General features: G+C 70.2%; 19 protein-coding genes, 1 pseudogene and 1 riboswitch. Of the genes and pseudogenes, 7 read left to right on the top strand and 13 right to left on the bottom strand.

Annotated features, from left to right (window positions below; genetic code table 11):
* Positions 1–11: 11 nt before the first annotated feature.
* Positions 12–2,588 carry a hypothetical protein gene (locus EJK15_RS74260; RefSeq protein WP_240776819.1) on the top strand — a complete coding sequence of 859 codons (2,577 nt, stop codon included), beginning with the start codon at positions 12–14 and terminating at the stop codon, positions 2,586–2,588.
* Positions 2,589–2,847: 259 nt separating this feature from the next.
* Here EJK15_RS74260 and mptB read toward each other — a convergent pair.
* The 3 genes and pseudogenes from mptB to EJK15_RS07695 form a co-directional block, all read right to left on the bottom strand.
* Positions 2,848–3,663: pseudogene (gene mptB / locus EJK15_RS74255) on the bottom strand (polyprenol phosphomannose-dependent alpha 1,6 mannosyltransferase MptB); the annotation flags it as partial.
* A 535-nt stretch (positions 3,664–4,198) separates the two neighbouring features.
* Positions 4,199–4,927 (bottom strand): glycosyltransferase family 2 protein, encoded by a 729-nt coding sequence (locus EJK15_RS07700; RefSeq protein ID WP_138709681.1) that lies wholly within the window; start codon positions 4,925–4,927, stop codon positions 4,199–4,201.
* Between the two features lie 320 nt (positions 4,928–5,247).
* A complete protein-coding gene (locus tag EJK15_RS07695; RefSeq protein WP_138709680.1) occupies positions 5,248–5,595 on the bottom strand; it encodes an STAS domain-containing protein in 348 nt (115 codons plus the stop codon).
* A gap of 186 nt (positions 5,596–5,781) precedes the next feature.
* Here EJK15_RS07695 and EJK15_RS07690 point away from each other — a divergent pair, with 186 nt between their 5' ends.
* Positions 5,782–6,255: a hypothetical protein gene (locus EJK15_RS07690; RefSeq protein WP_240776818.1), complete on the top strand. Its 474-nt coding sequence runs from the start codon at positions 5,782–5,784 to the stop codon at positions 6,253–6,255.
* On the opposite strand, the gene EJK15_RS07685 is transcribed toward EJK15_RS07690, so the two are convergent.
* The gene (locus tag EJK15_RS07685) at positions 6,245–7,360 is read right to left on the bottom strand and encodes a sensor histidine kinase (protein WP_138709679.1); all 1,116 of its coding nucleotides are present in this window, start codon (positions 7,358–7,360) and stop codon (positions 6,245–6,247) included. The two genes, EJK15_RS07690 and EJK15_RS07685, sit on opposite strands and share 11 nt — an antisense overlap.
* Positions 7,360–8,058 carry a response regulator transcription factor gene (locus EJK15_RS07680; RefSeq protein ID WP_138709678.1) on the bottom strand — a complete coding sequence of 233 codons (699 nt, stop codon included), beginning with the start codon at positions 8,056–8,058 and terminating at the stop codon, positions 7,360–7,362. Before EJK15_RS07680 ends, EJK15_RS07685 begins: the two co-directional genes overlap by 1 nt.
* Positions 8,059–8,152: 94 nt before the next feature.
* Between EJK15_RS07680 and EJK15_RS70300 the strand changes: the two genes are divergently transcribed.
* The 3 genes from EJK15_RS70300 (at position 8,153) to EJK15_RS07670 (ending at position 9,255) form a co-directional block, all read left to right on the top strand.
* On the top strand, positions 8,153–8,326 hold the full coding sequence (locus EJK15_RS70300) for a hypothetical protein (RefSeq protein WP_171074158.1): 174 nt from the start codon (positions 8,153–8,155) through the stop codon (positions 8,324–8,326).
* Positions 8,323–8,523, top strand: coding sequence for a DUF6412 domain-containing protein (locus EJK15_RS07675; RefSeq protein WP_138709677.1), 201 nt, complete (start codon positions 8,323–8,325; stop codon positions 8,521–8,523). The genes EJK15_RS70300 and EJK15_RS07675 overlap by 4 nt, the downstream gene beginning before the upstream one ends.
* A gap of 78 nt (positions 8,524–8,601) precedes the next feature.
* Positions 8,602–9,255, top strand: coding sequence for a YidC/Oxa1 family membrane protein insertase (locus EJK15_RS07670; RefSeq protein ID WP_138709676.1), 654 nt, complete (start codon positions 8,602–8,604; stop codon positions 9,253–9,255).
* Here EJK15_RS07670 and EJK15_RS07665 read toward each other — a convergent pair.
* Both EJK15_RS07665 and EJK15_RS07660 read right to left on the bottom strand, forming a co-directional pair.
* Positions 9,239–9,670: an ATP-binding protein gene (locus tag EJK15_RS07665; RefSeq protein WP_240776817.1), complete on the bottom strand. Its 432-nt coding sequence runs from the start codon at positions 9,668–9,670 to the stop codon at positions 9,239–9,241. The two genes, EJK15_RS07670 and EJK15_RS07665, sit on opposite strands and share 17 nt — an antisense overlap.
* Before the next feature lie 142 nt (positions 9,671–9,812).
* Positions 9,813–11,681, bottom strand: coding sequence for a sensor histidine kinase (locus tag EJK15_RS07660; RefSeq protein WP_138709674.1), 1,869 nt, complete (start codon positions 11,679–11,681; stop codon positions 9,813–9,815).
* A gap of 97 nt (positions 11,682–11,778) precedes the next feature.
* Between EJK15_RS07660 and EJK15_RS07655 the strand changes: the two genes are divergently transcribed.
* Positions 11,779–12,351 (top strand): methylated-DNA--[protein]-cysteine S-methyltransferase, encoded by a 573-nt coding sequence (locus EJK15_RS07655; protein WP_138709673.1) that lies wholly within the window; start codon positions 11,779–11,781, stop codon positions 12,349–12,351.
* On the opposite strand, the gene EJK15_RS07650 is transcribed toward EJK15_RS07655, so the two are convergent.
* The 3 genes from EJK15_RS07650 to EJK15_RS07640 all read right to left on the bottom strand — a co-directional run bounded on the left by EJK15_RS07650 (position 12,317) and on the right by EJK15_RS07640 (position 14,572).
* Positions 12,317–13,648, bottom strand: coding sequence for a purine-cytosine permease family protein (locus EJK15_RS07650; RefSeq protein ID WP_138709672.1), 1,332 nt, complete (start codon positions 13,646–13,648; stop codon positions 12,317–12,319). The genes EJK15_RS07655 and EJK15_RS07650 overlap by 35 nt on opposite strands.
* Positions 13,640–13,752, bottom strand: a riboswitch (TPP riboswitch). It overlaps the preceding gene by 9 nt.
* A 65-nt stretch (positions 13,753–13,817) precedes the next feature.
* Positions 13,818–14,141, bottom strand: coding sequence for a rhodanese-like domain-containing protein (locus tag EJK15_RS07645; protein ID WP_138709671.1), 324 nt, complete (start codon positions 14,139–14,141; stop codon positions 13,818–13,820).
* Entirely contained in the window at positions 14,138–14,572 is a 435-nt protein-coding gene (locus tag EJK15_RS07640) for a winged helix-turn-helix transcriptional regulator (protein ID WP_138709670.1), read from the bottom strand. The genes EJK15_RS07645 and EJK15_RS07640 overlap by 4 nt, the downstream gene beginning before the upstream one ends.
* A gap of 77 nt (positions 14,573–14,649) precedes the next feature.
* On the opposite strand from EJK15_RS07640, the gene EJK15_RS07635 reads away from it, so the two are divergent.
* The gene (locus EJK15_RS07635) at positions 14,650–16,056 is read left to right on the top strand and encodes an MFS transporter (RefSeq protein ID WP_138709669.1); all 1,407 of its coding nucleotides are present in this window, start codon (positions 14,650–14,652) and stop codon (positions 16,054–16,056) included.
* Position 16,057: 1 nt separating this feature from the next.
* On the opposite strand, the gene EJK15_RS07630 is transcribed toward EJK15_RS07635, so the two are convergent.
* Genes EJK15_RS07630 through EJK15_RS07620 form a run of 3 tightly spaced genes read right to left on the bottom strand, consistent with a single transcriptional unit; the run spans position 16,058 to position 18,919 of the window.
* Positions 16,058–16,936 (bottom strand): Fpg/Nei family DNA glycosylase, encoded by an 879-nt coding sequence (locus EJK15_RS07630; RefSeq protein ID WP_138709668.1) that lies wholly within the window; start codon positions 16,934–16,936, stop codon positions 16,058–16,060.
* A gap of 59 nt (positions 16,937–16,995) precedes the next feature.
* A complete protein-coding gene (locus EJK15_RS07625) occupies positions 16,996–17,601 on the bottom strand; it encodes a TenA family protein (protein WP_138709667.1) in 606 nt (201 codons plus the stop codon).
* A 43-nt stretch (positions 17,602–17,644) separates the two neighbouring features.
* Complete coding sequence (locus EJK15_RS07620) at positions 17,645–18,919, bottom strand: LCP family protein (RefSeq protein WP_240776816.1); 1,275 nt, start codon at positions 18,917–18,919, stop codon at positions 17,645–17,647.
* Positions 18,920–19,093 lie beyond the last annotated feature (174 nt).

The raw sequence follows: 19,093 nt of genomic DNA, 5'->3' as shown, positions 1-19,093 counted from the left end.
GGGGTCCGCACATGCCATACGACGCCATGCCCGGCCCACACGGCGGCCGGTTCTGGGCGCGTCGCGTACGGCGTGCGCACGCGCACCGGCCCCTTGACCGCGCGCCCAGGCGTACGTTCGCCGCCGCGCTGCTCGTCGGCATGGCCCTCGCGGCACCGCTGGCTCCGGCGGCGGCGCACGCGGCCCAGCAACGGGCGTCGCAGGAGCCGGCACGCCAGGGATGGACCATCGGCGACCAGGCGCACCCAGGGCATGCCGTGCAGGCACACCAGTCGCGGGCCTTGAGCAAGCAGGCCGTTCAGGGGCGGGTGGCGCTCATCGGCGTGCCCGGGCTCGAATGGAGCGACCTCGACCAGGCCCGGACCCCCAACCTGTGGGGCCTGGTCGGTCAGGGCGCCTCCGCCTCCCTCTCGACGCGCGCCGTGCCGCCCCCGGACCGCGGCATCACCTGCCCCATCGCCGGCTGGATGACCGTTTCCGCAGGCCAGCGGGCCGGTACGGGGGGCAAGGGCTGCTCCTCTCCCGCCGCTCCCCAGCTCGCGGGCACGGAAGCCACCGTCCCGAACTGGCCGGCCCTGACCGCGTACCAGTCCGAGACCGGTTACGCCGCGCAGCTCGGCACGCTGGGACAGCTGGTGACCGATGGTGGAGGCAAGGTCGCCGCCATCGGACCGGGCGCCGCGGTTGGCGGGGCCGACAGGTCCGGAAAAATCGCCAAATACGCCCCCACTCCCGATGCCTTGGGGGACCCGACCCCGTACAACCTGATCGTGTTCGAGGCCGCCGACCTCGCGAACGCCTGGAGCCGCCGGCCCCTCGACGAGTACGGCGTCCCCACCCCGCTCCCAGCCGCGGCCCGCCAGGCCGCCGTCGCCCAGGCGGACCAGCAGATCGGCGCCCTGCTGAGCAAGCTGCCGCCCGGCACGACCATCCTGGTGGCCGGCGTCTCCGACGTGACCCCGAACGCCCACCTGCACGTGGCGATCGCCGCCGGCCCGTCCCCGAGCGGCGAGCCGTACCCGCACGGCTCCCTCACCGCCACCTCCACCCGCCAGGACGCCCTGGTCACGATCAACGACCTCACCGCCACGACCATCCAGGTCCTGGGCCTGACCACCCCGCGCCAAGTGGCGGGCCGCCCTTGGCAACCGGGCGGCCCGGCCCCCGCCACCCCCGCCGACACGGTGACCCAGCTGGCGGACGGAGATCTGGCCAGCCAGGTCCTCCGCGAGGTGCGCGGCCCGTTCTTCACCGTCCTGGTTACGGTCCAGCTTCTCTTCTACGCCTGGGCCGCCCTCGCCCTTCGCCGCCGGCGCTCCCCGGAGCGCCCAAGCTCCTCTGGCGCCGGCGCAGAGAGGTCCACCGACACCGGCAACCCAGCCGGCGAATCAGGTCTCGCCACACATCTCGCACATTCCACGGAGCCCGGAACACCACCCGCCACAGAACAGGCGCGAAGCGGGCCGGATGCTTCGGCCGCCACCTCCACCGAACTTCTCGCGAGCGCCTCCAAGCTCCTCCGAGCCGTCCAGGTCGTGGCGGTGATCAGCGGGGCCATCGCCGTCTCCACCTTCCTGGCGCAGTTGGTGCCCTGGTGGACGCTGCCGGTGCCGATGCTTTCGGTGATCGTGACGATCCTCGGCATCGCCGGCCTGATCACCGCCGTCGCCTTCGCCGGTCCGTGGCGTGCTCACGTGCTCGGCCCGCTCACCACCGTCGCGGCGATCACCTCCCTCGCCCTCCTCATCGACGTCATGACCGGCTCCAGGCTGCAGGTGAACGCGGTGACCGGCTACGAGCCCGTGACCGGCGGGCGGTTCTACGGCTTCAGCAACATCGCCTTCGCCGTCTACGCCACGGGCACCATCCTCGGGCTGGCCGGGGTGGCACAGTGGCTGTTCGGCAGAGGCGTGTCCAGGCTCGTGGTCGTCACGGTGTGCGCGTTGTACGGCGGTTTCGCGGTGTTCGCGGACGGGTGGCCTTCGTGGGGTGCGGACTTCGGCGGGGTGCCGGCGTTCGTGATCGGGCTGGCCGTCTTCCTCATCCTGCTCTCGGGCAGACGCGTGTCGGTGCTGAGGCTCCTGCTCGTCGGCCTGGTGGGGGCGGTGTTCGTCGGCGCTCTGTCCGTGTTCGACTGGCTGCGTCCAGAGGCCCAGCGGACCCATCTGGGCACGTTCGTGCAGCAGGTCATCGACGGTCAGGCGTTGACCGTCGTCGGCCGCAAGTTCAGTGCCATGATCGGCGTGACGGTCGGCAACTGGTCACTGACCCTCCTCTCGCTGGTCGCGCTGGCCTTCCTGTTCCTGGTGCTGGCCCGCCCCTCGCGCTGGGGCGCCTCCGCCCTCGGCCAGGCGTACGCACTCGCCCCGACCCTCAGGCCAGGTCTGCTCGGCGCCCTGACGTGCGCCCTCGTCGGCTTCCTGATGAACGACTCGGGCATCGCCATCCCCGCTATGGCGCTGACGGTGGCCGTCCCGCTGACGCTGGCCGCCTGCGTTCGCGCCCTGCAGCTCGCCACGCCCACACCACCAGGGCCACGGTCAGAGCAAGCAGCACCCACGCGATCTGAGGCCGGACCACGGTCCTGAGCCAATCGAGGTCCGCAGGCTGCCCGTCAACCCGGGCAGGCAGGTAGGCGAGAGACAGGGCCAGCAGGTGAACGACCACGAACCCGTCGACCGCCGAGGCCGTCACGAGCGCCAGCATCCCGAACGCCAGCCCGTCGTACCAGGGCAGGATGTAGGGGGTCGCGAACAGGTACGCCACCACCAACCCCGCCGCCACGACCGGCGCCTCCAGCCCGCGCACGCCGTTCACACCGTGGTGCCCGCTCGACCGGTGCGTACGGCCGGCCCAGCGCAGCAGGCACCAGGCGACGAGCGCGAGCACCAGCAGAGAGCCGACCTGAATCTCCCCCCGGTACGCGCTACCGGTGCCCACGATCGACTGCAGCCAGCCCTGGACGAGCTTCCAGAAAGAGGCGTGCGAGATCGACTTGCTGGTGCGCGTCACCGGCGCGATCGCCTCCGACCCGATGATCGCGTACCCGGCGACCACCAACGCGAGGGCGCAGGCCGCCATGAGCGCCAGGCGGGCGGGACGCCGGCGTAGCTCCCAGGCCGGGCCGAGGGCCACGAGACCGGCATTGATCTTGATCGCCACCCCCAGCCCGAGCAGGACGCCCGAGCCCGCGGGGCGGCTCCTGGCCAGGAGCGCGGCGACCATGCAGGCGACGGCCAGGGTATCCACGTGCATGCCCGCGACCAGGTGATAGAGCAGCAGTGGGTTAGCAGTCCACAGCAGGGCGGCCCGCAGGCGCCTGGCCGGATCGTCCCTGGTGAAGCGGTCGATGAGGAGGCCGGTCGCGATGAAGGCGGCGGCGTTGAACAGGGCCAGCACGAAGATCGTCAGCCGGAGCGAGTCACCGCCCGCCCAGCTCGCGACCGCCTGCAGGGCCGTCGCCACCGGACCGTAGACGCTCGCCTCCTCACGCCACGGCTCCTCGACCGCGTCGGTGACGGGGTCGCCCGGCAGATCGACCGCGCCATGGGTGTACGGGCTGAGGCCCATCGTGACCATGCGGCCGTACGCGGCGTAGTTGAGGTGGTCGCCGGAGCCCGAGGGGGGAAGGAACGCGAGGACCCCGGCGGCCAGGCATCCCATGAGCACGAGCAGTCGCGAACTCGGCAGGCCCCGACGCCCACCCGACCCGGCCTCCCCGGCCGGCCCCGGACGACCGGTCTCATGGTCGGATGCGGCCGGCGCGCGGCTCTCGGAACCGGATCCGACCGCGATCGGGACTCTGGCCTCGGCCGTGGGTGAGGCGCGGATCGCGAGCAGGGCGGCCAAGAGGCCGAGGCCGCCGAGGATGAGCGCGGCCGCGGCGAGGGCGATCACCAGATGGGGGGCGGGGTGGACGTCGAGAGAGTACGGCGGATGCCAGGCGGGGCCGCTCAAAGCGGGGACCATGGCCGAAGGGCCGAGGAGGCCGATGGTGATCGTCAGCAGGATCGAGACACCGATCGCCCCGGTGGCCGCTCGTGCGAGCCGGCCTCGTGCCTTGTCGTGCCGCGTCTCCGAAGTCACCCGCAAATTCCAGCACACTCGCCAGACGCCTCCGGCCGGACGGCGGCTCCCTGTGGATGACCGGCCCGGGGAAGCAATGTCAGCGGCGTCGTGCCGCTTCCCGAGAAGGTGGTCAGCGTTTGGGGTGGAATTTGTTGAGATTTTCGGTGATGAGCGGGTCTCGGGTGGCGAGGGCGCGTGCCACGTCCCGGAGTTGGATCGCGCGGTGGAGCTGCGCCCGCCAATCCGTTCCCGTGGCTCGATGCGCCATGTCGACCTCGACCTCCGTGACCCGGTACGCCTTGCGGAGCAGGTCGATCGTCAGCGCGGTCTCCACGCCGAACCCGTGCGCCAGCGGCCGGGCCGCTTCGAAGGCGGCTCTGGTGAGGCAGCGCTGGCCGTTGAGGGGCTGGGCGAACTCCGAGCCGGTGGCCCGGCGGATGCCCTCCCTGGACAGGCGTACGACTAAGCCGTGGCCGCCGAGCCTCACCCTGGTCGTGAACACGGCGATGGTCATGTCGGCCTTGGAGGCGCGTACGGGCTCGATGAGCGGCGCCGCGGCGCTGGCCGTCTCGCCGAGGTCGGCGTCGAGGAAGAGCAGGTGGCGGGGAGTGGCATCCTCGTCCAGGAGGCGTACGGCCTCCGCTCCCGTCTCCATGGCCGCGGCCTTGCCCCGGTTGCGGCTGTGCCGCACCACACGGGCCCCCGCCGCGCGCGCCACCCTGCCGGTCCGGTCACGCGAGCCGTCGTCCACGACCACGACGAGATCCACGCCGGGCAGGGCCGCGGCGGCCTTGACGGTGGCCGCGATGCGGTCGGCTTCGTTGGCGGCAGGAATGATGACCGCCGTATCACCGCTCACTGACCGTCACCCCCATCGAACAGGACATCGCCGCCCAGACCCAACCCTTCACCGATACGCCACCAACCCAGCGCCCAGTACAGCACCACCGACCCAGCACGCGCCGCCACGGGCCCGGCGCGCACCCAGCAGGCCGCCGCCATGCGCCTGTACGACGGTACCTGCCCGACACCCATACGACGCAGTGCCCGTCAGACGCCCATGCGACACGGTGACCGCTCGGCGCCCATGCGATGCGGCGTCCACTCGACGTCTAAAAGCGAACCCGGCGACGGCATCGCCTGAGCGACCACCGTCCCCGCGTTCGCGTACGGCTTCCGTCATGATCGCTCGGTGATGAGGAACTCCTGCGGCACCTCATCATGCACGGTGAACACCGAATCCAGCCCGGTGACCTGCAGGATCTTGCGTACGGCGGGACGAGGGGCGGCCACCTCGAGAGACCCGCCCTGCTCCTTCATCCGTTTGAGCGCCGACAGCAGCACATTCATCCCCGTGGAGTCGCAGAAATCCACGGCGGACATGTCGATGACCACCCGGCTGGGCCCGTCCTGCAGCAGCCGAGTGAACTCCGACTGCAGGCGAGGCGCCGTATAGAGGTCGATTTCCCCGGTGACGGCAACGAGTGCGCACCCGGCATGTGATCGAGTCGAGACCTTGAGCTCCACATGGGCAGGCTAGCGGCGCGAGAGCTTCCGGTCACGTTGTCACGCCGATAGGGCAACCACAGGTTTTTGTCCTCCGTTTGGGCTTCATGGAAACGGAGAGTACGCGAAGCTTGACAGCGTGACACCGAAACAGCCGTCACCACACCGAGAAGGAGGGACCAGGGCACGCCAAACGGGCCCCGCATCATGAAAGCAGAGAAACCTGAAGATCCTCAGCGTCAAGGGCTCCGAGAACGCCTGGAGTCCATCCTCATCCGCACAGAAAAGGCCACCTCATGGCATGACGAAGCAGGGCGCCTCCGCGGCCTGGTGAACCACGAAGGCTACGTCCCCGTCCGCACCCGGCTCGCGACCGAGGACCTCGAGTTCCTCGCCGGAGCCCGTACCGATCTGCTCAGATTCTCGGAGCTCGGGCTCAGGCTGCTCGATCTCCACCAGCCGCGGGACGCGGGCGGCATCACCAGTGACACCGCGCACCCGATCCTGCGGTGCCGGAGCTGCATGTGGCGCTGGCCATGCCCGACATATCGGGCAATGCTTGAGTCATTCGGTACGCATCGGGATACGAGCGAAACAACGGAAACCACCGAAACACCGGATCTCTCGGAAAACGGCACCGGCCCCCGGAGCGCGCTGCAGGGACCGGCCGTCAGCCGCTGACCAGGGGAAGCCGGATCTCGAAGCGGCACCCCGGCCCCTCGTTGACCACCTCGATCACCCCGTCGTGCGCCTCCACGATGCCCTGTGCGATGGCCAGCCCGAGCCCCGCGCCACCATCGACGCTGGGTGTCCGAGCCGCCTCCCCCCGGAAGGCCACCTCGAACACCCGGGGCAGATCCTCCTCGGGAATGCCCCCGCAACAGTCCGTCACCGACACGCACGCCATCCCCTCGTCCACTCCGGCCCGCAGCACCACGGTCCGGTCCGACGGCGTGTGCCGGATGGCGTTGACCACGAGGTTCCCGAGTGCCCGCCCCAGCGCCCCGGCGTCGGCCTCCACCGGCACGGCCGCCGCCGCCTCGGCCGTGAGCACCACACCCTTGGCCCTGGCGAGCGGCTCGGCGCCGTCCAGCGTGTCGGCGACGAGGTCGGCCAGCCCGATCCGGGCCCGCGAGAGACGCAGGGCCCCGGCGTGGATGCGCGACAGCTCGAACAGGTCGTCGACCATCGAGGAGAGCCGCTCCACCTCCAGTTTGATCTGCCGGTGGTAGCGCGAGACCGTCCTCGGGGACGTCACCACCCCGTCCTCGAGCGCCTCGGCCATGGCCCGCATCCCGGCCAGCGGCGTCCGCAGGTCGTGGCTCACCCAGGCGACGAGCTCGCGCCGCGCCCCCTCGAGGGCCTGCTCCCGCGCGTACGCCTCCTCCAGCGTGTTGGCGATCTCCTGCAGCTCGGCGGGCAGCCCCTGGGGTGCTGCGAACGGCATGTCGCGTACGGCCGCCACGAGCCGCCTGCTCTCCCTCACCACCCGTTTGGCCAGCACGAACGCGACGCCCAACCCCACCAGCCCGCCGACGGCCACCACGCTCAGCACGAAGTCCCTGACGACCCCCTCAAGCAGCATCTTCATGATGATCGCCACGACGCCGGCCAGCGTGGCCGCCACGGCGACCACCACGACCACGGCCAGCATCACCCCGATGGACCTGGTACGCAGCCGCCACATCACCCCGATGCCCGCCAGCGCGATCAGCAGCCCGAGCCCGGCGGTGACGGCCACGACCATCGGCAGCTGCTCGGCGGGCGGCGGCATCGCGAGCGTCATCACGAATCACCGTCCAGCGGTTCGTACCGGTATCCGACGCCCCACACCGTGACGATCCGGCGCGGCGCGGTCGGGTCGGGCTCGATCTTCTCCCGCAGCCGCCGGACGTGCACCGTCACGGTGGACGAGTCGCCGAACGACCACCCCCACACCTGATTGAGCAGCGCCGACCGGCTGAAGGCCTGGCGTGGGTTGCGCATGAGGTACGCCAGCAGATCGAACTCCCGGGCGGTCAGCATCACCTCGCCGCCGCGCAGCCGTACCTCGTGGGCCCCCACGTCCACCACCAGGTCCGCGTCGCGCAGCACGCCGGTGCCGCCGGTGATGGAGGCGCCCCGGGCCCGCCGCAGCACGGACTGCACGCGCAGCGCCAGCTCGCGCGGGCTGAACGGCTTGGTCACGTAGTCGTCGGCCCCCGTCTCCAGGCCGACCACCCGGTCGATCTCCTCACCGAGCGCGGTCAGCATGATCACCGGCACCGGCCAGCGCTCCCTGAGCTTCCTGCACACCTGCAGGCCGTCGATCTTGGGCAGCATCAGGTCGAGCACCATCAGGTCCGGCGGATGCGCCAGCGCCCGGCGCAGCGCCTCGGCGCCGTCCCCGACGCATTCCACCTCGTGCCCGTCGCGCTCCAGATAGCGGGCAACGACCTCGGAGACGGTCGGATCGTCATCGACCACCAGGATGCGCGTGTTCACTACTTCACGGTATGGCCCAGCGACCCGGAAGTGACATGGACGTCATTGGTTCGTAAGCCTCGCGGATCATGCCGGGAGGACGTACGGTGGCTGCATGAGTAGAGTCGTGATGCTCGTCATAGGGACCTTGCTGGGTCTCTTCGTGCTGTTCAACTTCCTGCTGCCGCTGCTGGCAGGCTTGCTCAAGGTCGCTCTGATCGTGGGTGTGGTCGCTCTGCTCGTCTTCATCACGGTCACCGTTGTGGGCAAGTCCTCCCGATCACATTGACGCTGTTCCTGCTCGATCCGTGGCTGGCCGGGATCACCATGGTGGCGATCCTGCTGCTGGCCACGTGGGCGGCCGCGCTGCTGCCCACCCTCAGCGGGGAGCCACCGAGCTTTCCGCTGACTTACGCACGCCGTACGGCGTTCCAGCGCCAGCGCGACCCCGACGCATCCGGACGTCCGCGTCCACGAGCCCCTTAGGCCGGCCCCGCTTCCTCTGACAAGCGGGGCTCGCCGAGTCGTGAGCCCTGATTCAGCTCACGATTGGTCGAAGGGCTCATGATCGATTCTCTTGTCACGTTCGTCATCAGCATGGCCGGCGGCCACGCGGCGCTCGGGATCGTGCTGTTCACGGTGGCCGTGCGGCTCATGCTGCTGCCGCTCAACGTCCGCCAGGCCCGTACGGCGAAGATCCGCGAGCGCATCGCGCCCAAGCTGCGGGAGCTGCAGAAGCGCTACAGGCGCAACCCCGAGCGGCTGGCCAAGGAGACGTCCGCGCTGTATGCCAAGGAGGGCAGCTCGCCGTTCGCCGGGTTCCTGCCGATGCTGGCGCAGCTGCCGTTCATGTGGCTGATGTACCGCGTGGCCACTCACCCGACGGCGCTGGCCGGTCACGATTTGTTCGGGGCGCCGCTGGGTCACCAGGTGGCGGGCGTGATCGCTAATTACGGTCTGGCCAGTGCCCCATTTTTGGTCTTTGTTCTGGTCATCGCCCTGGTCACAGCGGTGGCATGGCTGTCCGCAAAGCACATCGCCAAGAACACCGAGATCGCCGAGGAGCAGCCGGAGCTGATGAGGAAGATCATGCGGCTGCTGCCGTACGGCTCCGTGGTGGCGGCGCTCGTGCTCCCGCTCGCGGCCGGGCTCTATCTGCTGGTGTCCACGGCGTGGGCGACCGGCGAGCGCGCGGTGCTGGCTACCCGGCCTCTTTGAGTGCCGGGACCTGCCCGTTCATCGATCCCTTGGGGGCGGGCAGGATGGCCCACACGGTGGTCGTGTCGCCGTCGTGGCGCACTCCCCAGCTCTCCGCCACGTATTCCACGATGCCGAGCCCCCGGCCTCCGAGCGAGGACAGGGTCGGGCGGCCCGCCCGCGGCTCCGTGGCCGCACCTCCGTCGCTGACCGCCACCTCGATGTGATCGTCGCTACACAGCCAGGTCACCCGCACCATTCCCGACGGCAGCGGATGAGCGTGCCGCAGCGCGTTGCTCAGCAACTCGCTCACCACGAGCACCGCATCGTCGATCGCGGTGGCGAACACCCCACTGTCCTGCAGGTCAGTGCTCAGACGCTGGCGGGCAACGGCGACGCTGGACGGCGCGTACGGCAGCAGCACCACGCTTGACACACCCACCTCCCCGTTCCCTGTGCCCCCCGCGGGAACACTCCCCGGTACGACCGAAATGCCCCGTTACTCAATCCCAGAAACCGCATCTCGATCACAGCTTGTGCACATTGGACGATAGATCAGCGCAACCGTGACCACCTCGTTACCGCATCGGTGTGTCGGATCCGATAGGGGAAGCGCGCTTGAGCACCAGCCGCATCCTCGTGCCGCCTCCGGGCCTCGGATGAGCGCTCACGTCGCCTCCCTGTGCTCTGGCGAGGCTACGGACGATGTAAAGACCGAGCCCCACTCCACCAAACCTTCTGCGGTCGCCGCTGTCCACCTGGACGAACCGCTCAAAGATCCGCTCGCGGTCAGGCGGGGCGATACCGACGCCCTCGTCGTCGACGACCACGACCACGTTGTGGTCCTCGGTCCAGGCCTCGACGCTGATCAGCCCGCCCTGGGGGGAGTACTTGAACGCGTTCTCCAGCAGCTGCCCCAGGACGATGTCCGTGGCCAGCGCGTCGCCGATCACGTGCGGGAGCTCTCCGGGGATGACCACCTCCACCCGGTGCTTGTCCGACAGCACGGGCAGCCCCAGCGTGGCCGCGTGGATCCGCTCGGCCAGGTCGAACGTCTCGATCCGCACCTTCAGCTCGTCCGCCCCCGCCCTGGCGCCGAGCAGCAGGTGGTCCATGAGCTGCCCCAGCGACCTGGCCCGCTCGGCGATCGTGTGCACGGCGGAGCGGCGCTCGGGGTCGCTCATCTTGTCCCAGCGCGAGTCCAGCGTGCTGGCGAATCCCCGGACGATCGTGATCGGCGTACGCAGCTCGTGGCTGGTCGTGGCCAGGAACAGGTCCTTGGCCTCCTCCAGTTCCTTGGCCGTGGTCACGTCGCGGAAGTCGACGACGACCTCGCCCGTCTCCTCGATCTGCGCGCTCACGACGTCCAGCCAGCGCCCGGTCTCCATCTGGAACGTGAGCTTCTTCCCCGCCTTGGGGAGCGGGAACGGCGGCGGTCCCCCGATGACGGCCCCGGCGGGGAACCCCGTGATCTCGGCGGCGGCCGGGTTCCACCGCACGACCCGCCCGGCCTCGTCCAGCACGGCGATGCCGTCGGCGCTGGCGTCGAACACGGCCCGCTCGTGCGCCCGCTGCCGGATCGCCTCCTGATAGGCCACAGCGTTGCCGACGGCGATGCCCGCGTGCCCGGCGAGCAGTTCCAGCAGCTCCAGTTCGAGATGGCCCGGCGTGCGCCGGGCGAACAGGGCGTAGAGGGCGCCGTACGGCCGCCCGCCGACGGCGGCCAGGCCCAGCGCGATCGTGTGCAGGCCGTCCAGCCGCGCCCACACCAGGTCGTCCAGCCCGTCCGATTCGAGCAGGACGGTCTTGCCGGTGCGTAAGAGCCGGTCCACGAGGCTCGTGCGCAGGTCGGTCGTGGTCCCCCTGATCGTCTCCGGCAGCTGGTACGTGCTGACCAGCCGTAACCGCTCCCCCTCGATCAGCACGAACCCGCCCGCGTCCGCCCCGGTCAGCTCGGTGAGACTGGCCGAGATCCGGTCGAGCACGGCGGACAGCTCCAGCTCGGAGTTGATGTCGCCGACCACGTCGGTCAGCCGGCGCACGAGCCTGGCCCTGCGCGCCATGCGGTTCCTGGCGACCTCGTCGGTACGCGACAGGTGGTGGACGCAGACATAGCCGGCCACGGCGCTGCCCAGCCGCAGCGCACTGATGTCGACCCGCACGTCGAGCACGCCACCGTCGCTGTGCAGGCGCTTGGTGCGCAGCGACACCTGGCCTCCGGTGCGTACGCGTTCGAGCACGGCGTTGTGCTCGGCGGTCAGCTCCGCCGGCACGATCGGCGCCCGGCGCCCCAGCATCTCCGCCGCCGTCCACCCGAAGAGCCGCTCGGCGGCGTCGTTCCAGACCAGCACGCTCTGGTCCCGGTCGAGCGCCACGACGGCATTGGGCGAGCCGGCGAGCACCGCACGGGCTATCTCATCGTCACTACCGGCCCATTGGTCCCCCACACCTCCATAGTGCCCGTGGCGCGGTGGGTGCGTCGGGCGATCCGTCCGATACGCTGCGGTCACGGTGATTTCTCGGTGGGCGGGGAGGGGTGGCGGCATGGCGAGCGGCGATCTGGATGCCCTCCTGCGCGTGACCTCCAGCACCTATCGGGGCGAGTCACCGCCGGACATCGCGTTCGGCACCTACGACGGCGCCGTGGGCAGGCTGGTGCTGGCCGTGACCGGCAAGGGCATCGCCGCCTGCAGCTTCGAGCCGGAAAACGACGTCTTCGAGCTGGTCAGCAGGCATGTGGGCACGTTCATCGGGCCGGACCCGCGCCGGCTGGACCCGGTGCGCAGGGAGCTGGACGCCTACTTCTCCGGCCGCCTGCGCGCGTTCGCCACGCCGGTCGACCTGTCGCTGGCCACGGCCTTCGCGCGTACGGTGCTGCAGAAGACCATGGCGGTCCGCTACGGCACGACCACGACGCTCGAGGAGATCGGCGAGAGCATCGGCAGGCCGCGCGCGCTGCGCGCGATCGGCAACGCGCTGGCCTCCAACCCCGTCTGCGTGATCGTGCCGTGCCACCGGGTGGTGCGCGAGGACGGCGCGCTCGGCGACTACGCGGGCGGCGCGGCGGCCAAGCAGCACCTGCTCACCGTCGAGAAACGCGCGTCAGCCAGCCAATGAGCAGCGTCACCAGCGCCGCCACCAGCGCACCGCCGAGGGCGCCGTTCATCCACGCCTCCCGGGTGAAGCCGATCACCACGCGCGCCCGCGTCCAGAAGTCGTCCCACGCCGGCACGGTGGGGGTCGAGGTGGTCAGCCAGTAGGCGGCGAAGCCCAGCACCCACGGCACCAGCATCGACCAGCGCGAGGGCGCGTCCTCTGCGGTGTTCCAGTGGTCGGAGCGGGCGAAGACGAAGTAATCCACGGCGAGCACCGCGAACATCGGCACGAACACCGCCCCGATCACGCCGAGGAACGCGCCGTACGACGTGACGTCCACGACCAGGGCGATCGCGACGGTGAGCACGCCGATGGCGGTGGAGAAGATCCGCCGGTCCACGCGCGGCATCAGGTTCTGCAGTGACACGGTGGTGGAGTAGACGTTGGCGAAGGACTGGTCGGTCTCGCGCAGCACCAGGATGGCGAAGAACACCGCGCCCAGCGGCACCGCCACGAACGGGCTGAACACCGCCGTGGCGTCGGCGAGCACCGCGTCCGCGCCCGCGATGGCCACCGCGTACACACCCAGCCCCAGGCAGGCCACCTGGGCCAGCGTGTAGCCGCCGACCACGCCGGTGAAGGCGGCCCTGCTCGACCTGGAGTGCCGGGCGAAGTCGGCGGCCATCGGCACCCACGACACCGACAGCGCGATCACGTAGTCCACGGCGGCGGGGAAGGCGGTCCACGACCCGCCGGTGTGCGCGGGGGCCTCGGACACCAGGAACCAGGTGAACCAGATCATGGACACGATCACGCCGATGGTGACGTACCGCCGGATCAGGCGCACCGCCCCGAGCGGCCAGATCGTCAGCGCCGTGGTGAGCACGCCGGCCGCGATCACCCACACCTGGTACGGCACGCCGCCGAAGATCGCGGTGGCGGCCTTGGCGATCACCCAGAGCTCGAACGCTCCCCAGCCGAGCATCTGCACGATGTTCAGCACGGTAGGCACGTAGGACGTCTTCGCCCCGAACAGCCCGCGCAGCAGCACCATCGAGGGCTGCCCCGTCTGGGTGCCTGGGATGGCGGACAGGCCCACCATGGACGTGCCGATCAGGCTGCCGACCACGGTGGCGGTGAGTGCGGCTATCAGGCTGAGCGGCGCGTTGCCGAGGGGGTTGAGCAGGTAGAGGGCCCCGGAGAAGCCCAGGAGGCTGACGCCGAGGTTCGCCCAGAGCGCACCCTGGTCGAGGACGCCCAGCGTCTTCGGCGGCTTGCCTTCGAGGGTCAGCGGAACTTCGTCGGCGACATGCGTCATCGCACGCTCCCTACGCCGGCATTACCCGGACAGGTTCAGGCGGTCGGCAGCGGATCAGTAGCTGCCCTCTCAGCCCGGCACCCCGAGCTCCCGCGACGTTCTGCAGTTGGCGCCCTCATGATGCCCTAATGACGGCAGAACCGCCATAGTGGGCGATTACCTTTCAGTTTCAGGCGACGAAAGGCTGCTGTCCGGTCTCGCTGACCATCGGGCGGCGCGCGGCCTCCCACGACTGCATGCCGCCACCGACGTTGACCGCCTCGCGCCCGAGGTGGTTGAGCCAGGCCGCGACCTGCAGCGACCGCCCGCCGACCCGGCAGACGACGTAGACCTTCCGGTCGCCGGGCACCTCGCCGACCCGGTCCTGGATCTGGGTCATGGGGATGTGCACGGCCTCGGGCGCGTGGCCCGCCAGCCATTCGTCCTGCTCCCGGACATCGAGCAGGTAGGCATCGTCCGGAACGGCAGTGGCCGCGATTTCAGGAACGGTCATGTCTCCATCATCTCGCGCCGCGAGTCGTACGCCGCACGCGACGCCGCGATCTCCTTCTGGTGCTCCTCGGTCCACGTGACCAGGGCCTTGATGGTCTGGTGCAGGGTGCGGCCGAGGGGCGTCAGCGCGTAGTCCACCCTGGGCGGCACGACGGGATGGACCGTTCGGGTCACCAGGCCGTCACGTTCGAGGTGGCGCAGCGTCACGCTCAGCATGCGCTGGCTGACGCCGTCGATCTCGCGGCGCAGCTGGGTGAAGCGCAGGCTCTGGCAGTCGAGCAGCGCGATGACCAGCAGCGACCATTTGTCCGCGATGCGGTCGAGGATCTGGCGGACCTCGCAGTCCTCCCGTGTGTCCCACTGGCGCACGTCGTAGTCGTCGTCCACGGTGCCCTCGCAGTAACTGAGTGCCTTCAAAGTGCCGTCTTCCATGACATTTCATGTTGGCCCAAGATGTGGATGGTTACAAGAGAGAACCGACATGCCTATTCATAACCGGGGGTCTTGCCATGCCTGCCCGTTCCTGGGGTGTACTCGCCGTGTTGTGCGGCGCCATATTTCTCGAGGGCATCGACGTCGCCATGCTGAACGTCGCCCTCCCTTCCATCCGGGCCGATCTGGGGCTGTCCACGGGCACGCTGAGCGGGGTCGTGAGCGCGTACGTGCTCGGCTACGGCGGTTTCATGCTGCTCGGCGGCCGGGCGGCCGACCTGCTGGGCCGGCGCCGCATGTTCCTGCTCTGGCTCGGGGTCTTCCTGGTCTTCTCCGGGCTCGGCGGCTTCGCCGGCGAGGGCTGGATCCTGCTGGTCGCCCGATTCGTCACAGGGGTCGCCGCCGCCTTCATGACCCCGGCCGGCCTCTCGCTGATCACCACGACGTTCCCTGAGGGCAGGCACCGCAACCGGGCCCTGCTCATCTACGCGGGTACGGCCGCGGGCGGCTTCGCGCTCGGGCTGGTGGTCGGCGGCCTGCTGACGGCGTTCGGCTGGCGCTGGGTCTTCTTCGCGCCGGTGCTGATGTCGGCGGCGATCCTGCTCGCCGCGATCCCCCTGCTCAAGGAGCCCGCCGCGCACCGTCCCCCGGCCGGAGGCTTCGACGTGGCGGGCGCGATCAGCATCACGGGCGCGATGATGCTGATCGTCTACGGCGTGGTGCGCCTGGAGCAGCCGGCCGACGGATGGCCGCTCACCGTCGCGGTCTTCGCCGGCGGCCTGGCGCTGCTGGCCGCGTTCGTCGCCGTCGAGCGCCGCTCCGCGAACCCTCTGGTCCGCCTCGGCCTGCTCAGGTCGGGCCCGCTGGTCCGGGCGAACCTGATGGCCGCCCTGCTCACCGCCTCGTTCTTCGGCTTCCAGTTCCTGATCACGCTCTACCTGCAGGAGCTGCGAGGCTGGTCCACCATCCAGACGGGCCTGGCCTTGCTGGCGGCCGCCGCCGACGTGGTCCTCGCCCCGACGCTCACCCCGTGGCTGGTCAACCGGTACGGCAACGCCAAGGTCGTCCTCACCGGCCTGCTGTCGGGCCTGCTGGCCTTCGCGCTCTTCCTCGGCGTCGGCCTGGACTGGACGTACGCGGCCATGCTGCCGTCGATGCTCCTGATCGGCCTGATGTTCGCCTTCGTGTACGGCCCGCTCACGATCGTGGCCACGGACGGCATCGAGGAGCACGAGCAGGGCCTGGCCGGCGGCCTGATCAACTCCTCGTTCCAGTTCGGCGCGGCCCTGGGCCTGTCGGTGGTCACGGCGGTCAACGTGGCCGCCCTCGGCGCCGCCACCACGCCGGAGGCGGGCCTGACCGCCCTGCGCACGGCCCTGGTGGTGCCGGTGGCGGCCACGCTGCTGGCGGCGGTCATCGCCGTCGCCGGCCTGCTCGCCCGCACGAGGACACCGGCCGAGGATCGCGTGCCGGTCGAGGCGTGAGCTATTTGAGCAGCTTGGAAAGACGCCGGTCGGCCAGCGGCTTGCCGCCCGTCTGGCAGGTGGGGCAGTATTGCAGCGAGGAGTCCGCGAACGACACCTCGCGGATCGTGTCACCGCACACGTCGCAGGGCTGCCCCGTCCGGTTGTGCACCCGCAGCCCGGACTTCTTCTCCGCCTTGAGGTCCTTGGCCGCCAGCCCGTGCGCCCGCTCGACCGCCTCTCCCAGCGTCGTGACGATGGCCTCGTGCAGGTCGGCGATCTGGGCGTCCGTCAAGGTCGCCGCGATCTTGAACGGGGACATCTTGGCCGCGTGCAGCACCTCGTCCGAGTAGGCGTTCCCGATGCCGGCGATGATCTTCTGGTCGCGCAGCAGCCCCTTGATCTGGGTACGGCTGCCGCCCACGATCCTCTTGAGCGCGTCGACGGTGAAGGACTCGTCGAGGGGGTCGGGGCCGAGGGCGGCGACGCCGGGGATCTCGTCCGGATTTTTCGTGACATAGACGGCCAGGCGCTTCTGGGTCCCCGCCTCTGTGAGCTCGAACCCGGCCGCCAGCCCCTCGTCGTCGGGCGCCAGCCGTACCCGTACCGCGAGCGGCCCCTTGCCCGGACGGACCGGCTTGGCGCCCGAGAGGTCCTCGCGCCAGCGCAGCCACCCCGCGCGGGCCAGGTGGATGACCAGGTGCAGCCCGTCGCAGTCGAGATCGAGGAATTTGCCGTGCCGCGCCACGCCGGTGATGGTGAGCCCGCCCAACGCGGTGACCGGCGGGTCGAACGTCTTGAGCGCCTGGATGGCGACCACGTCGACACCCAGGATGGTGCGGCCCACCGCCCGTTCGCGCAGGAAGTGGGTGAGCGATTCCACCTCGGGAAGTTCCGGCATGCCACCAGGGTACGGCGCACACCACGCCGTCCACAGCCTGTGGACCGCTCACCGTGGAACTACGGCACGCTCCAGAAGGCCAGCTCGTGCGCCATCCCCTCGGCGAACAGCGCCTCCGCCCTGGCGGGATCCGGGCTCGCCTCGTCGATCATCTGCGCGATCCGCACGGTGAGCGCCGCGAAGCCCGGGTCCGCGTACGTGTCCACCCACGCCCGGTAGCGCGGCTCTGCGGGCGGGTCCTCCGCCAGGATCCGCCCGAGGCTCGAATACCCCCACATGCACGGATACAGCGCCGCCAGCCCCTCCTCGTAGGACGCCGCCGACTCCAGCAGGAACGCCGTGTACGCCGCGCACGCCGGCCCCTTCACCGCCCCCTCCAGGTCGGCGCCGAACTCCGCCGACAGCGACCGGTGCAGGCTCAGCTCGTCGTGGTACGTCGAATGCGCCAGGTCCACCAGGTCCCCCAGATGCGCGGCGGGCGCCTGCCAGGCCAGCCGGGCGAAGACCCGCACGTAGTCCAGCAGGAACAGGTAGTCCTGCTCCAGCCACGACCTGAACACCGGCTCGGCCAGGTCACCCCGCGCGATGCCGGCCACCGTGGGATGCTCCAGCTGGGCCTGGAGCATCGGACGGCCGACAGCGTGCAACTTCTCCGAGATGGTCATGGCTGGGAGATTAGTGTCACAACGAATCCATGAGGATCGCGGCTCAGCCGGCGTCGGTGACGGTCTTCGGGACCGGCTTGTCGCTCTTCAGGGCGTCGAAGAGGGCCAGGGCCTTCTGCCGGTCCCACTGAACCGCCGTGCCGCCGCCGGGGATGACCTCGTTCCCGCCGAACGGCACCACCGTCGTCACAGGGCTGTCGCCCATGGCCAGCCCCAGCGAGAGCATGTCGAACGCCCCGGTGCCGCCGTCGACCTCGACCGCGTCCGTGGCGCTCATGGCCAGCGGGATCGACGTGAACGGATTGATGAGCACCCCGGGGCTGGCGGCCTTCTTCACGACCGCCCCCAGGAACTGCCGCTGCCGCTTGGTCCGCTCGAAGTCCGGCAGCGCGCCACCCTTGCGGGTGCGTACGTATCCGAGGGCCTGGGCGCCGGTGAGCACCTGCGTGCCCTTCTTCAGCTTGAGCCCCGCCTTGGGGTCGTCCACGGCGGCCCGTACGTTGATCTCGACCCCGCCGACGGCGTCCACGATGTCCACGAAACCGGCGAACCCGATCTCCATGTAGTTGTCGACGCGTATCCCGGTGACCGTCTCCACGGTGCGGACCAGCAGCTTCGGCCCGCCGATCGCGTACGCGGAGTTGAGCTTGTCGCGCCCCTTGCCCGGGATGGTGACCGCCGAGTCGCGGGGCAGGCTGACCAGCGTCGGCTTGTCACCGCTCTCGGAGAGGTGCAGCAGCATCATCGAGTCCGTACGCTGCCCGACGGCGCGTCCGGTGGCCAGCTTCTTGCGCTCGGCCGCCGTCAGGCCCTTGCGGCTGTCGGAGCCGACCAGCAGCCAGTTGGTGCCGGGGGTGTCGGCGGGACGGCCCTCGTAGTCGTCGAGTACGCCCTCGATCCCGCTCAACCGCGAGTTGATCCAGAAGAACATGCCCACGGCCGCCACCAGGAGCACCACCAGCAGCCCTGCGACGATCTTCAAGATGGTCTTGCCGGACGGCCTCCTGCGCGGCCCTCTGGGGCCCTTCTGGGACGGCTCGCCCTTCTGCCTCAGCGGCTTGACGGGGCTGCCGCCCGAGCGCTCCTTGCCGTACACGCGCGAACTGGCCCTGGGCCGCTCACCCTCGGCGGGAATCCGCGGCGGCGCTTCGGGAACCTGGGAAGCGGCGGGAAGCTTGTGCGTGGGCGCCCCCGCCCCGCCGGACGGGACCTGGTAGGCGGGCGCTCCGCCGGAGCGCAGGCCGTCACCGGGCCTTGGAGGCAGCGGTCGGCCGTCGCCTGGCGAGCGCATGGCCCTCGTCCGGTCGTCCTCAGACACTTCGCCTTCTTCCCTTCGCTTTGACATAGACGCTACTTCGAACCCCAAGCAAGTGCAGGCCCCCGGCCAACGTTTGTCTAGGGAAAAGTACGGGGAACCAACGGCGGGCAATGGTCGTGGCCAGCGATTCCGCCACTTATTCGGCTGACTCGCGCCGCTGGATGTGGATCACGG

This window comes from Nonomuraea basaltis, from assembly GCF_005893125.1.
In the GTDB taxonomy this organism is placed as follows: Bacteria; Actinomycetota; Actinomycetes; order Streptosporangiales; family Streptosporangiaceae; genus Nonomuraea; species Nonomuraea basaltis.
Note: the sequence above shows the minus strand (reverse complement) of the source record. Positions and strands in the feature narration are given on the sequence as shown.